At 63.3% G+C, this 13676-nt stretch carries 11 protein-coding genes and 2 pseudogenes; 5 read left to right on the top strand and 8 right to left on the bottom strand.

The window, feature by feature from the left end; genetic code table 11:
* Positions 1 to 38 precede the first annotated feature (38 nt).
* Positions 39 to 1415, top strand: a complete 1377-nt coding sequence (locus AC1D2F_RS10420; RefSeq protein ID WP_364747997.1) for an ATP-grasp fold amidoligase family protein — start codon at positions 39 to 41, stop codon at positions 1413 to 1415.
* Here the strand turns inward: AC1D2F_RS10420 and AC1D2F_RS10415 are convergent.
* Positions 1407 to 1565: pseudogene (locus AC1D2F_RS10415) on the bottom strand (IS481 family transposase); the annotation flags it as partial. The gene AC1D2F_RS10420 and the pseudogene AC1D2F_RS10415 overlap by 9 nt on opposite strands.
* 585 nt (positions 1566 to 2150) lie before the next feature.
* Between AC1D2F_RS10415 and AC1D2F_RS10410 the strand changes: the two are divergent.
* Both AC1D2F_RS10410 and AC1D2F_RS10405 read left to right on the top strand, forming a co-directional pair.
* Positions 2151 to 3065 carry a hypothetical protein gene (locus AC1D2F_RS10410; protein ID WP_229992694.1) on the top strand — a complete coding sequence of 305 codons (915 nt, stop codon included), beginning with the start codon at positions 2151 to 2153 and terminating at the stop codon, positions 3063 to 3065.
* Positions 3066 to 3489: 424 nt separating this feature from the next.
* Entirely contained in the window at positions 3490 to 4839 is a 1350-nt protein-coding gene (locus AC1D2F_RS10405) for a UDP-glucose dehydrogenase family protein (protein ID WP_290369324.1), read from the top strand.
* A 213-nt stretch (positions 4840 to 5052) separates the two neighbouring features.
* Here the strand turns inward: AC1D2F_RS10405 and AC1D2F_RS10400 are convergent.
* A pseudogene (locus AC1D2F_RS10400) lies at positions 5053 to 5980 on the bottom strand (IS110 family transposase); the annotation flags it as partial.
* Positions 5981 to 6205: 225 nt separating this feature from the next.
* On the opposite strand from AC1D2F_RS10400, the gene AC1D2F_RS10395 reads away from it, so the two are divergent.
* Both AC1D2F_RS10395 and AC1D2F_RS10390 read left to right on the top strand, forming a co-directional pair.
* Positions 6206 to 7879: a sialate O-acetylesterase gene (locus AC1D2F_RS10395; RefSeq protein WP_364747994.1), complete on the top strand. Its 1674-nt coding sequence runs from the start codon at positions 6206 to 6208 to the stop codon at positions 7877 to 7879.
* Positions 7880 to 8095: 216 nt separating this feature from the next.
* Positions 8096 to 8476, top strand: a complete 381-nt coding sequence (locus AC1D2F_RS10390; protein ID WP_476966673.1) for a hypothetical protein — start codon at positions 8096 to 8098, stop codon at positions 8474 to 8476.
* Positions 8477 to 8589: 113 nt separating this feature from the next.
* Here the strand turns inward: AC1D2F_RS10390 and AC1D2F_RS10385 are convergent, their stop codons facing one another.
* The 6 genes from AC1D2F_RS10385 to AC1D2F_RS10360 form a co-directional block, all read right to left on the bottom strand.
* Positions 8590 to 8853 (bottom strand): IS110 family transposase, encoded by a 264-nt coding sequence (locus AC1D2F_RS10385; RefSeq protein WP_229992691.1) that lies wholly within the window; start codon positions 8851 to 8853, stop codon positions 8590 to 8592.
* A gap of 511 nt (positions 8854 to 9364) precedes the next feature.
* A complete protein-coding gene (locus tag AC1D2F_RS10380; protein WP_229992690.1) occupies positions 9365 to 10195 on the bottom strand; it encodes a glycosyl hydrolase in 831 nt (276 codons plus the stop codon).
* Between the two features lie 229 nt (positions 10196 to 10424).
* The gene (locus AC1D2F_RS10375) at positions 10425 to 11297 is read right to left on the bottom strand and encodes a glycosyl hydrolase (RefSeq protein WP_229992689.1); all 873 of its coding nucleotides are present in this window, start codon (positions 11295 to 11297) and stop codon (positions 10425 to 10427) included.
* Positions 11298 to 11388: 91 nt separating this feature from the next.
* Positions 11389 to 12534 carry a non-hydrolyzing UDP-N-acetylglucosamine 2-epimerase gene (wecB, locus tag AC1D2F_RS10370; RefSeq protein ID WP_229992688.1) on the bottom strand — a complete coding sequence of 382 codons (1146 nt, stop codon included), beginning with the start codon at positions 12532 to 12534 and terminating at the stop codon, positions 11389 to 11391.
* A 50-nt stretch (positions 12535 to 12584) separates the two neighbouring features.
* The gene (locus tag AC1D2F_RS10365) at positions 12585 to 12965 is read right to left on the bottom strand and encodes a hypothetical protein (protein ID WP_476966672.1); all 381 of its coding nucleotides are present in this window, start codon (positions 12963 to 12965) and stop codon (positions 12585 to 12587) included.
* 76 nt (positions 12966 to 13041) lie between these two features.
* Complete coding sequence (locus tag AC1D2F_RS10360; RefSeq protein WP_229992686.1) at positions 13042 to 13617, bottom strand: YdcF family protein; 576 nt, start codon at positions 13615 to 13617, stop codon at positions 13042 to 13044.
* Positions 13618 to 13676 lie beyond the last annotated feature (59 nt).

The raw sequence follows: 13676 nt of genomic DNA, 5'->3' as shown, positions 1-13676 counted from the left end.
GATTGGGTGCTCCGCCACCGCTAGATCGCGGGGAGATTATGATGACCGCACTCAGCGCAGAGTGCCGGTTGACACTCCACCGAACGGCGGTCGGCAAACAATGTCCGCCCACGCGCGAAGAGTTAGGGAAGGAACTGCACATGGACGGGATTTCGTTCCTGGGGCTGATGCGCCAGAGGTTCAACCAGCGAAACGATCCTGGGCTGGATCCCGTACCGTGGGAACTGGACGACAAGGAAACGGCCTACAAGTACGTTGAGCAGGCCGGATATGCCGTCCCGCGGTATGCGCGGACAAGCAGCGCGGCCGAGGCCTTGGCAGCGGGGGAGCTGTTCGGGGACAGGCTCGTGATCAAGCAGCCGAACCGCCATTCGGCTTCCGGTGTCTACGTGCTTGAGAAGCTCGGCGAAGGCTCCTACCTCGACCTGTTGAGGATGAAGGTCCTCGCTGCCGCCGACATCAAGGCAGTGGGTGCCGCGCCTGATTACTGGCTCGCTGAGGAATGCATTCCGTCATTGCCGGCAGGCAAGCCCGTTCCGTTGGACTATAAGATCTATGCCTTCCGGGGACAGGTCAGCCACATCACCCAAATCGACCGGAATGTGTCCCCGCCGCGGGTTGCCCTGTTCGACGGGGCATTTATCCCGCTCGAGCTCGGGAAGGACTATTCGATTGATGAGAATCGATGGCTGCCGGAGCAGCACGTCCTCCCACGGTTCGCGGGGGCGATGCTGGAAATGGCGTCGACATTGTCGCTGAACCTCGAAACCCGGTTTGTTAAGGTGGATTGTTACGACGGGCCCAACGGTCCCGTCTTCGGCGAGTTCACCTTCGCCTCCGGCGGCGACGACACAGGCATGCTCCGCTACAGCGAACGCATCATCCGGGCCCTCGATGCTGCCATGTTGACTGGTCGTGCTGCAGCCTTGTCCGGGTTTGATATCGACCTCGACAAGTTCCGGCAGGATCTGTCGCCGAACGCGACGATAGTGGCCGACGAGCACCTCGTGGCGAGGCTCTCCGGCGGCGCGTCACAGGGCGATGCCCGCTATGCACAACTCCTGCCCGCTCTGCTGGTGCAGGATTCTACAAAGGCCGTCTTTAGCCTGGCGGCCTACGTCATCGGCCACCTCAGCGGCGATGGCAGCCAGGCATTTAACATTCAGGCCGCCGTCCGACGCGGCGGTAAGCACTTCTATGGAACGCGGCGATTGGCTGAGTTTGAGGAAGCCGCAACCGCCTTCCATGATGAGCGATCAGCGGGCAACCCGTGGCACACCTCGCGGGCGGCGGAGGTGCGGTTGAGTTCGGGTGACCAGTCCGCGCTGGAAACTCTCAAGGCCTTGGCAGACGGAGGTTACGAACATGCCCGGCGGGTTGTGGCCGGATATGAGGCGGCGCACGCGTCAGCCTAGATGTACACAGTCAGTAGTTTGGTTGCACCTGCTGATTTGTGGGTTGCCTCCGAGGCTGCTGTGGGGCCGGTGGATGTGGTAGACGTCTAGCCATGGCTGCAGGGCATCAGCGCGGGCCTGATTGGATGTGAACGGCTGCCGGTAGGCCCAGCCTTCCGGCTTGGGCGGGGCTGGGCTGGGCTGCGCACCTGGCGATCCTGGCGATGACTAGTTTGTGTTGCACTGCTCGGTACTTGAGGAGAGGGACCGACCGCCGCTTGATGGACTCCCGACTCAGACCCATTAATCTTGGTGGAATCCTCTCGATCAGCACGGCCGTACCGCCGGCCTCGAACTGTGCGTCGGATTCTACGAAATCGAGCCGATTCCTTCACTGCGGCTCCTTCATCCTGGTCATACTGGATTTGAGCCGTCGTCCTGGTTCTAAACGCATCGCGCTCCGTGTGGCCGCTCACCCCTCTGCTTCGCAGCCTCGGACATTAATAGGGCGATTCAGCCTATCTCAACGAATCGATTGCCCATCACGGCGCCAGGAAGCCCTTCACACCGGTCGCTGCAAAGCGGGCGCGCGACGACGCACGGGTGCTGCAGCCCGAGGCGACGGCGAAAGTACGGAAGCCACTTGAGTTGTTCTATGCTGTTGGGGGCCTCGACCGCGCACACCCTCAGAAGCGAGGGCGACTGTCGTTGATCTTATTCAGCATCTGCCTGGATCACTATCGAGTGGAGTTTAGAATGGCGGATTTTCGCCTTGAGTTTTGGCCGGCGAGAAGCCGCCAGGCTCCCATTGCCTTCCTTACGATGGCACGGGATGAGACCATCCTGCTTGAGGCGTGGGTAAAAAACGGGCTTCGCATCTGTCCAGAAGCGGCCTTTTACGTGATCGACCACGCCTCCAGCCCATCGCTGTCGGAGTCTCTGGCCAATAGCCCCGGCTACAACGGTGTAAACCTCAATTTTGTCAGTATCCCCCCAGTGCCCTTTGACGACGACTTCAAGGCGATGGCGATGTCCGGCTTTGCCAAGATGTTGTTGCACTGCTATGACATCGTCGTAGCAACGGACTGCGACGAATTGCTCGTCGGCTTGGGGATCGGCGCCGATGAAGTGTTGCCCAAGCTGCAGTCCTTGGACGGGATAACCGCGCCAATCGGCTTCGAAATTGTCCAGCACACGGAGAAAGAGGCGCCTTTTGATCCGTCTCAGGACATTGAATTGCAGCGCGGCTACGGATTCTTCGCCTCCGGGTACACAAAGCCCGTAATCTGGAAGGCCCGCAGTGAATTCGGTGCTGGGCTGCACCGATCTCGCGAGGACTTTGCGTACGAGACGTCTTTGGGTTTGCTCCATCTGAGAAGTGTGGATCAAGAAATGTCCTTGGAGAGGGCCGCGCAGAGGCGTCAATACGAGCTCTCCGTGGGACAGGTGGATCAGGGGCGCGGCGGTAATTGGTTGAATCCTCAGGAGAAAAAGGCTGATTTCTTCGCAGGGCTCCGTTCCGTCGACGTGATTCCGACTTTCAACGATCTGCTAGAGGGCTTCTACGGCGAACTTACCGAGACCCACCACAAGAATGGCGGTGGGTTCTGGGGTCACAACATCAACAGAAGATCGAACTATTGCGACATAAGTAGCGTCCTCTACGTATAGCCTCTGGGCTCAGCACATCAGAGCAAGCTGATTAGGGCCCGAAGTCCATCGTTCCGTGATTGGTCGTTCCGTGATGATCCAGCGGCACCGTGGACGTGGATTGACGTCCTGTCGGGCTTGGGAGCCGCTAAGCGGACCAGCGCTTCCACCGCCCAGCCCGGCGCCGCTCGTCGTCAGCAGGCCTTGCTCTGTCGTCGGAAAGTCAATGTCCGCGGCCATTTGGGAATCGAGACCCGCGAGCATCATGCGTCAGTACTCAAGACATCCGGCCTTCAAGTGCGCGACACCAGTTGTAGAGGGATGACGTTGGTCACGGTGGCGAACTGAAATCGGATATCGCGAGCAACAGTTATATAGTGGACGCGTTTGGTTGCGCTGTTTGGCGCCCAAGGCAAAGAAATCAACTGCGGCTACTGGGGGACTAGTGACACTACGACTAACCGTGATCGGTACGGGATACCTCGGCGCGACCCATGCGGCATGCATGGCGGAACTCGGATTCGAAGTTCTGGGTGTCGACGTCGACAAAGAGAAGATCGATAGCCTCAGCCGAGGCGAACTACCCATCCACGAACCTGGCCTGCCCGAACTGCTGCGCAAGCACACAGAATCCGGCCGCCTGCGCTTCACTACCTCGTTCGAAGAAGCCGGCGCCTTCGGTGACGTGCACTTTATTGCCGTCGGTACCCCTCAGCGGGCCGGCGAGCACGCTGCCGACATGACCTACGTTGACGCGTCCGTGACAGCGATTGCACGTGCCGCCACGAAGGACTCCCTGATCGTCGGCAAGTCCACCGTTCCGGTTGGCTCAGCACGTCGCCTGAAGGGCCTCGTCGCCGAAGAATCGCGCGACGGCGTTCAGGTCAACTTCGCCTGGAACCCCGAGTTCCTGCGGGAAGGCTTCGCCGTGGAGGACACCCTGCGTCCGGACCGCCTGGTTATCGGCTCTGACTCCGACGCTGCCGAGACCACCCTGCGTGAGGTCTACGCCGACGCCATCAGCCGCGACACCCCGTTCATCGCCACGGACTTCGAGACGGCGGAACTGGTCAAGGTCGCTGCAAACGCGTTCCTTGCGACCAAGATCTCCTTCATCAACGCCTTCTCCGAGGTCACCGAGACCGTTGGCGGCAACATCCGCACCCTGGCGGATGCTATCGGCCTCGACGCCCGGATCGGCCGCCGCTTCCTCAACGCCGGCATCGGCTTCGGCGGCGGCTGCCTGCCCAAGGACATCCGCGCGCTCCAGGCCCGGGTCTCCGAGCTCGGCCTGGACAGCACCATGCGGTTCCTGAACGAAATCGACGAAGTAAACCTCCGCCGTCGTGACCGTGCGGTCCACGTTGCCGAAACGTTGCTCGGCTCGCTCGAGGGCAAGCGCATTGCCGTCCTCGGCGTCGCGTTCAAGCCCAACAGCGACGACGTCCGCGATTCACCGGCCCTCGACGTGGCGGCCAGGCTCTTCAACAGCGGAGCGGACGTCAGCGTCTACGACCCCGCTGCGAACGCCAACGCCGGCAAACGGTACCCGCGCCTGAACTACGTCGATTCGCTCGCCACGGCAGCGGCTGACGCCGACCTGGTCATGGTGCTGACGGAATGGACCGAGTTCGTGAACGTCGATCCTGCGGAACTCTCTGCTGCGGTTTCGCGCAAGCGCATTTTCGACGGACGCAACGTCCTGGACCACGACAAGTGGAGCGCTGCCGGCTGGGACATCGTCTCGCTCGGCCACAAGAGCGAACTGCTGGACCTGGCCGCTTCCGCCAACTGATTTATGTAGGTTCGGTTGTCAAGAGGCATAGATGAACGGCTCCTGGAGTTTTGGTTCCGGGGGACGTTCGTCTATGCCCGCCGGTCGCGGTGACGGGGGTGTTGGCGAGTCTTTTTGGTGACTGCAGTGTCAAGGCTCCCACGAAAATTAAGGTGACCGCGGATGGTGTGCGACGGCGTGGGCGAGTATGTATCGGGCCGCCCAAGGGGTCGGTCAGGCGGTTTGTTGTGTGGGTTCGATGGTGACCGTGAAACCCATGGATTCGAGCTGGCTGCGCGTGCCCGCGTTTTGGCCGGTTGCAGGCGGGTGTAGTAGTCGGGTCCGGGGCCCTGTAGAGTTCCCCGGTCCTGAGCATGTTCCAGACCGCGGTAAGTATTGCATGTTCGACGGCTACAAGGGCTTTCATGGGTCCCCGTCTGGCCGCGAGGCGCCGGTATTTGGCGCCGAAGTACACCGGCAGGTCCCGGGCCGAAGGGTGCCAGGACTGCTTCAGTCCAGGCTCTGAGCTGTTCTATGGCCAGGGTGTGTCCGTCAATGATGTTCAGGTGCAGTCCGGCCAGGAACGCATGGTGGGCGTTGAATCTTCCGTTGAGTGCTTCGGTCAGGGCGGGAATCTTCGTTCGCAGGCTGTAGACGGCAAGATCGGCCAGTACGGCCGGATCCCCTGGCCCTCAATGAGGGTCCCCAGCATCGCCCTGGAGGAGACACCTGTCAGATCCGTGGCCACGGAACACAGCTTGATCCCGGCGTCTTCCAGCAGCTTCTCCAGGCGCTGGATCTCACTGCCGCGCTGCCGGATGGACATCGTGCGCGTGCGTGTCAGGTCCCGGAGCTGACGGACGGGCTCGGGCGGAACGAACGAGGCACGCACGAGTCCGAACGCGCCGAGCTGGGCCAGCCACGCCGCGTCCGAGACGTCGGTCTTGCGCCCGGGCATGTTCCTTACCTGTTGGGCGTTCGTAAGCATCACGTTCAGCCCGTCCTCCAGCAGGAAATAGAACTGCTTCCAATAGTCGCTGGTGGCTTCCATCACCACCAGCGTCACTTGCTCACACAGCAGATGCCCGCGCAAGGCCAGAACCTCGTTTTTGGTCGACGCCCATCTGGTCACCGTCGAGATGTATTGACCTCGGCGGCGGCCGCCCTCCGAAGATCAGGCCGACCACCAATGCAATGACTAGCAGGGCATATAGGTGCCGGTGGTTTCCGTCACCGATCTAGACTCAGGGACACCGCAGAAAGGAACTAATCGGCGACTCGACCGTCAACCGCGGACAGGGCAGGGTGTTTTAGGGCTAGGGTTAAGGGTTCTGCGTCTTTGCAGGTTCGGGTGGTGCGCCGCCCATTGACGGAATGGGGATCCGTAATGAGGAATTTGGCGAGCGGGATTCGAGGGCTGCTGGTCGGCCTGGCGGTTACTGCCCTGATGCTCGCGGGCGTGGCGCCTGCGCGGGCAGCGGAGACGCTCACCGTCCTGCATGTGTTCCTGGCGGCGGGGCAGTCGAATATGTCCGGGCGGGGCCTGCCCGCCGGTAGCACGGATGACCCCGCGGACCCTCGGATTTTTGAGTTTGGCGCGAGTGACCGCGAGCTTCAGAAGGCGGGTGTGCCCCTGGACATGCACGACATCGCGACCGGGCTTTCGCCGGCCACAACTCTTGCCCGTGAGTACTTGAAGACCCAGCCCGGCAACGTCGGGGTGCTGCTCATCCCGGCGGCGCACGGCGGCACGGGATTCACCACTGCCGCGTCCACCCTCACGTGGATTCCCGGCGCGGCCTCCGCCCCGGAACTCGATCTTTCCGCGCTGGCGGTAAAACAGACCCTCGAAGGCATCGCGGCGGCCAAGGCGTCCGGTCGTACGGTTGAGCTCAAGGGCGTCCTCTGGCACCAGGGGGAAAACAACGCGACGCTGACCACTTCCGGCTACAATGCCAGGCTGGATACAGTCATTGCTTACTTCCGGTCCCAGTTGGCGGTCCCGAACCTCCCCGTCGTGGTGGGGCAAATGGCACCTGAGGGAATCGCAGCAGATCCGGTCCGGCTCAACGTCGACAGATCGCACCGGGAAACCCCGTCGCGGGTTCCGTACACCGGATTTGCCGCGGCCATGGCTGGCGGCACGAATACTGGCGACATAATCCACTTTTCCCGGACCGGCGTCGAATTCCTGGGCAAAAACTACCTATCCGGATACCAGCAGGCCACCGCCGCCGCCGTCGTCGACAACGGCTCCCTGAACGCTCAGATGCCGTCGATCCAAGGTTCGGCGAAGGTCGGGGCCATTCTGACAGCGGTGCCTGGCGGCTGGCGCCCGGCGCCGGTGACCCTGGCGTACCAGTGGTACCGCTCGGGGACCGCGATTAGCGGCGCCATCGGCGCCGCCTACACTCCTGTCGCCGGTGATCTGGGTGCGACGATCACCGTGAAGGTCACCGGTTCCAAGTCCGGCTACCCGACGGTCTCCAAGACATCTGCCGCCACGGCTTCGATCGTCAAGGGCACCCTCGCGGCTCCCACGCCGACGATTGCCGGCACCCGGAAGGTCGGGTCCACCCTGACCGCCGTGCCCGGAACCTGGGGCCCGGCGCCGGTGACCTTGACTTACAAGTGGTACCGGTCCGGTACGTTGATCAGCGATGCCAGCAGTGCCACGTACAAGCTGCGCTCCGGTGATGCGGGCAGGACCATCACCGTGAAGGTCACTGGCTCCAAGACTGCCTTCAACACGGCCTCCAAGACGTCCCCCGCCACCGCTACCATCGCCAAGGGCACTCTCGCCGCGCCGATTCCCAAGATCACGGGCACCGCGGCGCTAGGGTCCACCCTGACGGCCGTGCCCGGCGCCTGGGGACCTGCGCCGGTGACGCTGACGTACCGTTGGTACCGCTCRCACGTTCTGATCAGTGATGCCACAGCTTCCACCTATAAGGTCCGCACTGGTGACGCGGGGAGGACCATCACCGTCAAGGTCACAGGCTCCAAGACCGGCTACTCCACGGTCACCAAAGAGTCCACTGGCACTAAAGTGGCGGGGTAGCGCGCGGCCGTACGCCGCTTCGCGTTTTCAGATCAACGAACCAGGGAAACAACCATGAAGGTTTCACTACTCACTGCTGTAGCATTAATCGGCCTCTTTGGGCTTACTGGATGCACCGGTCAGTCTCAGGGCACCAATTAGGCCCCGGAAAGCCCGGCTGCCACGACGGCGTCAGCGCCGCCGCCGGGGACCGCGGCCGAATCCACGGACTCGGCCGTGGTCCCGGACGCGGCGCTGCCTCCGGGGCAACTGCCGCCGACCGCCATTCCCAACCAACTCGCCGAGGGCAAGGTCCACTTCACCGGAGACTACACGAAGGCGACGCCCGCGGACTCAGCGAAGATTATCGAGCTTGCAAAGCAGTGGCATTCCGCTGACAAGGAAGCCCTGTTCCACGAGAAAATGGACGGCTCGGGCCTGAGCTCTAACGTCCCTCCCGAGCAGGCCGAGACGTTCTACGGTCGGGCTGCGGAGGCTTGCCAGCGGCGCTTCGACGGCTACAAGCCCCCGCTCGAGGGGTCTTCGCTTGAAATCGAGAACCTTGCCCTGAGCATCTACTGTCCCGCGTTGGGTAACACCTCATCCATTGCTGGCTAGCTGGTCAGCTGTTGCCCGTAGCGACGGGGATCGGGACGTTCCGGCCACTGACCACTATCCCGCCGGCGGCGGGAATGTTCACTGTCGGCAGGCCCGCGGCCCCTGGGCGGTTTCTAGGGGTCCTCCGTGATGGCACGGGGAATCTGGGGTGCGCGGTGAGCAGTTCCGGCCTGTTCGACGTCGGCGTCGTAGGTGAACTGCAGTGCCGGTTCGTCAAAGTGCTGGCGGGCGTGCGCGAGGTCCCCGGCCGTGCCGGAGCGCAGCCGTGACAGGTCCCGCAGTGCTTCTTCGTCCGGATCCGGGATGCGGACCTCGGTGACCGAGCCGACCGCGAGCATTTCGGCCAACACGCGGGCGTCGCGGCGGTCGGTTTTCACGCGGTCCCCGGGGCAGCAGTTTCGAGGACGCCGCAACGACGCAGTTGATGCCCGCAGCACGCAGATACCGGGCCAGAACGAACCCAGTAGGGCCCTGATTCGACCTCCCAAACCTCACATGTGACACTGCCATCGCACCCCCGAGAAGGCGTCAGGCCAAGGGAGCTGCTAATGGCAACCCACGGACGCTGTGAAACAGATGGCCCCGGCTCCTTAGGCTCCTGCCCTTGCCTGCCTGTCCGGATAAGGACATCATCGACCGGGTTCAGGCCCGCCAACGCCGCCCCCGGCCGGAGGCACCGGATTACACCAAGCCGGCGCTGCAGGAGCGCCCCCGCGATAACGGCCGGCCAGTGCCTTCGAAGCAGTCTGCCCGTATATTTCCACCGCACGGCAACTTCGAACATGAGGGAGGCCCTACCGGATAAATCTCCGGTGGGGCCTCCTTGGCTAGAGCAGCCGCTCCAAGGTCCGCAAGGCCCGGAACGCTGTTGGGAGGCTCTACAGAGCCTTACAGCGCCGCGTAGAGGCGTCCGGTGCTGGTGAGGGTGCCGTTCGCGTTGAACAGGGTGGAGCATCCCATCTTGATGTCGCCTGCTGGGCGGGTCTTCCAGGCAAAGCGTTCCACGAAGGGGAGCGCACGCATTCCGGCTACGGTGGCCCGCATGAAGTCCTCTGTCTGGGCGCGGGAGTACTTGCAGGGCCTGGACGCGGTGGCGTCCCAGTCCGCCACCGCGTATTCGGTGACCCAGATCGGCTTCCCGTACTTCTCGTGCATCATGGTGAGCTTGTTCAGGAAGTCGTCCGCCCGGGGCCAGGCATAGATGTGGGTGGTCATGAAGTCTACGCGGAGGCCTCTCGTCTTTGCCTTCGCCATGAAAGCCGCCAACCAGGTGCTGCTCGGACTGGTCGTGGCAGGGGAGCCGAGCCGTAGGCCCGTTGCCTGAAGCTTGGGCCAAAGGCTGATGGCCTGGTCCACGCTCATGTTCGCCTGTGCCACGACGTCGGGTTCGTTGAAGCCGAGCAGGTGCGTGGCCTTCGTTTCGGCCAACTGGCGTGTGACATAGCCAAGGGCGTCCTGCTCCAGCATCGTCTTGGCGCTCTTGATCATGGGCACGAAGGCAGGGGTGGTGGTCACGTTAGGGTGCGAACCCCAGGTGTAGTGCCATTTCAGGTTGAGGCTCTTGATTTGCTGGAGCGCCAAAGCGTCCTTGCCGCCATGCCCGAAACCCTTCAAGGTGTTGGCGGGCGTGGTGATGGAAGGGACGCTCACAACCGCTTCGGCGGTTGCCGCGTTGGCAGCCAGCAGAGCCCCCGGGGCGGCCATAGCTGCCAAGGGCATGGTAAGAAACTTACGGCGTTCCATGAGTCGCTCTCGGTAGGGACCAGATTGTTAGCCGGCACCACGGGCGACGTGCATCAACTCCCCCGGCACTCAAGCTCGAGCAAACCTAGCACGGAAAACACGCAGGAAACTCCCGGGTAAGCGCAGGAAAAACGCAAGGTTTTCTCAGTGGACGGTGAGCCTCACCACGGCGTCGGATGTTGGCGTCCCGGGCGCGGCGCGCCCCCTACAGGGACTTGTAGAGCTCGCCTGTGGGGGAGAGCGATCCGTCCTTGCGGAACAGGGCCGAGGCGCCCATGATGGGGTCCCCTTCGGCCCGGGTCTTCCAGGCAAAGCGCTCCACGAACGGCATCTGGCGGAGCCCTGCGGCCGTTTCGCTCATGAACGCCATGATCTCTTTTTCGGTGTAGCGCGTGGGCGACTTTTCGGAGGCTTTCCAGTCCGCGACGGCGTATTCGGTGATCCAGATGGGCTTTTCGTACCGGTCGTAGAGCTCCTGGACGCTGTTCAGGAAGGACTCGGAGTCCGGGGAAGGGTAGGAGTGCATAGTGATGAAGTCCACCCTGAGATCCTTCGAGGACGCTTCATCCATGAACTCCTTGAGCCAGTCGCCCAGTGCCTGAACGGGCGCCGGCGAGCCCAGCCGCAGCCCGGATGCCTCGAGCTCGGGCCAATACTTGATGGCCGAGGACACTTTCATGTCTGCCTGCTCGGGATGGTCGGGCTCATTGAAGCCAAGCAGTTCCGCGGCCCGGGTCAGCTCGAGTTCGTACTGTACCTCTGCGACCGCGTTCTGGCGGACACTTTCCTTGCCCCAGATCATCGGCACAAAATCCTGCGTGGGGCGGGCTGCGGGATATGAGGCGCCCCATGTGTAGAACCAGTTCACATCCAAGGCGTCGAGCTGCTGGATGCCGTACTTCTTGCCCACGGCAAGGCCCACGCCCTTGCGGGCCCCCGCCGGCGTGGGACGGCTGCTGGTTGGTGGCTGGCTGGTGATTGGTGGCTGGCCGACGTCGTTAGGTTCCGGCGTACAAGAGGCCAGCGTGGCGGCGGCAGAGGCCGCCAACGACAGTCGGAAGAAGTCCCTGCGGTCCATGCTCACGTCCACTTTCACTTTTCTCTCGGCTGCGCGCGGGGGTGAGCACTCCCTCCCCGGGAGCTTCATTGTTTCACGATTTGGCCACCGCCTACGCCCCGCTGAACTCCGCCGTCCGGTAGCCGACGCCGAGCAGCTCTTCGATGGCTGCCACCGTCCGGGGGGCGGCCTTGCCGTCGCCGTAGGGATTCACTGCGTTTGCCATGGACGCGAAGTGCGAGGAATCGTGCAGGAGGCGGGTCACCTCGGCAACAATCCGCTCTTCGTCGGTGCCGATCAGCTTCACGGTGCCGGCTTCAAGGGCCTCGGGCCGTTCCGTGTTCTCCCGCATCACCAGGACCGGCTTGCCGAGGCTGGGGGCCTCCTCCTGCACTCCGCCGGAGTCCGTCAGGACGATGTGCGCCTGCGAAAGCATCCGGGTGAATTCGCCGTAGGCCAGCGGCTCCGTCACCAGCACGTTGGGCTTGCCCTCCAGCGCGGGAAGCACTGCCTCACGCACCACGGGATTCTTGTGGGCGGGCAGCACGATCACGAGGTCCGGTTCGGCGTCGGCGATCCGCGCGAGCGCCCGTCCCACCCTGCGCATGGATTCGCCCTGGTTTTCGCGCCGGTGCGTGGTGACCAGCAGGACCCGGCGGTCGCTGGCGGCCAGCGCTTCCAGCCGGGGGTCCGTGAAGGGAAGCCGCTTGTCCACGGTGGCGAGGAGGGCATCAATTACTGTGTTCCCAGTCACCACGATGTCCTGCGGGCTGATGCCTTCCCGCAGCAGGTTTTCCCGGCTGGTGGAGGTCGGTGCCAGGTGCAGGCGGGTGATCTGGCTTGTGATCTTACGGTTGGCTTCCTCGGGGAACGGCGAGAGCAGGTCACCGCTGCGCAGCCCGGCCTCGACGTGCACCACCGGGATGCCGTGGTAGAACGCCGCGATGGCGGCGGCCGTGGAGGTGGTGGTATCGCCCTGGACCACGACGGCGTCCGGACGGGTGACAGCGAAGAGTTTTTCGAGCCCGTCAATGGTCCGCGTCATGATGGCCGACAGGGATTGCCCCTGCTGCAGGATGTTGAGGTCATGGTCCGGAACAATGCCGAACAGTTCGTTGACCTGGTCCAGCATTTCGCGGTGCTGCCCCGTGACCGTCACGATGCACCGGAAGAGCGGGGACTCCTGCAGCGCGCTGACGATCGGCGCCATCTTGATGGCTTCCGGCCTGGTTCCGAAGATCGGCATGATGCTGTGCATGGTTATTCCCCAAAGGTGTGCGAGCGGTTGGAAGAGTTAATGGCTCGGATTCAGCCGAGCAGCAGGGCCAGCACGATTGCCGGCACGGCGATGGCGACAAAGAGAACGAACAGGAGGGCCACCCGCCGTTTGCGCCGTTTCTGCATGTCACGGACGAGCYGCTGGGATTCTTTTTCCTGGATTGCGGCAGCCTGGCTTGCAGCGTCCTGGCCGTCGGCAGCCTGAGTTGCAGCGTCCTGGCCGTCGGCAGCCTGAGTTGCAGCGTCCTGGCCGTCGGCAGCCGGCGCCTCGGCCGGCGGATCCGTGAGCGGAAGCGGCTCCGCTCCGGGCACCAGGAGGGCGTCCGGGATCTCCGTGTGCATGCGCCGCCGGCGCAGGTGTCGTGGTGCGGCCACCAGCGTCGGAGGGCCGTCGGGAGAGTGTTCCAGCATGTCCTCCTCGCGTCGGTCAGATGCCCGAACCGGCTGACCAGTTCAACCGGATGAGGTTCAATTGTTACATTTCCGCTCACTGATTGACGCATTCGGGCCTGAGGGAAACGTCCAATAGGCCTCCGGTTTCGACCACAAACCGCCGGATCCATTGGCCTGGATCCAGGTCCGGATGCGAGGCAACCATCTGTACATCCGCCGTCGTGCACTGTCCGATCAGCCGCCCCGCACGGGTGATGTGGTAGCTGGAGGTCACAACCGTGACGGACTTCCAGCCGTTGGCCTCGATCAGCCGGGAGATAGCCCGCGCTTCCCCCCTCGTGTCCAGGTCCGGGGGCCGGAAGCAGATGACGGTTGGGTTCGGAAAGGCAGCTGAATTGCATGCCTCATCCGCCGCACGGTTGCCTAACGTGTCCGTGTGCGAGATCACCAGGACCGGAATGTGAGATTCGGACTGGATCTGACGGGCCACGGGAAGGCGTTCGGTGGCCGCGCCGCCCAGCATGATGATGGCGTCCGTCCGGTGCACGCTGAGCGGATCCACGTTGACGAAGAGTTGAACGGCGATGATGAGCCACAGCAGGAGGCCGCCGACGGCGAAGGCGAGCACCCTGCGGGTGGCGGTATTCACCGCGGCGACGGAAGAAGGCACGGCTTAGAGTTTGGCACGCGGTTTTCAGGTGGCGAAATGGTGTGTCGGTCCTGCGCAAA

The organism is Arthrobacter sp. P1_B3 (genome assembly GCF_056406615.1).
The sequence above is the reverse complement of the archived record's forward strand: the minus strand, read 5'-3'. Positions and strand labels throughout refer to the sequence as shown.

Bases quoted from the DNA above. Each gene is read 5' to 3' on its own strand.
- AC1D2F_RS10375 (WP_229992689.1), bottom strand. From the start codon at position 11,297: ATGGACCGCAGGGACTTCTTCCGACTGTCGTTGGCGGCCTCTGCCGCC.
- AC1D2F_RS10420 (WP_364747997.1), top strand. From the start codon at position 39: ATGATGACCGCACTCAGCGCAGAGTGCCGGTTGACACTCCACCGAACG.
- AC1D2F_RS10410 (WP_229992694.1), top strand. From the start codon at position 2,151: ATGGCGGATTTTCGCCTTGAGTTTTGGCCGGCGAGAAGCCGCCAGGCT.
- wecB (WP_229992688.1), bottom strand. From the start codon at position 12,534: ATGCACAGCATCATGCCGATCTTCGGAACCAGGCCGGAAGCCATCAAG.
- AC1D2F_RS10380 (WP_229992690.1), bottom strand. From the start codon at position 10,195: ATGCCCTTGGCAGCTATGGCCGCCCCGGGGGCTCTGCTGGCTGCCAAC.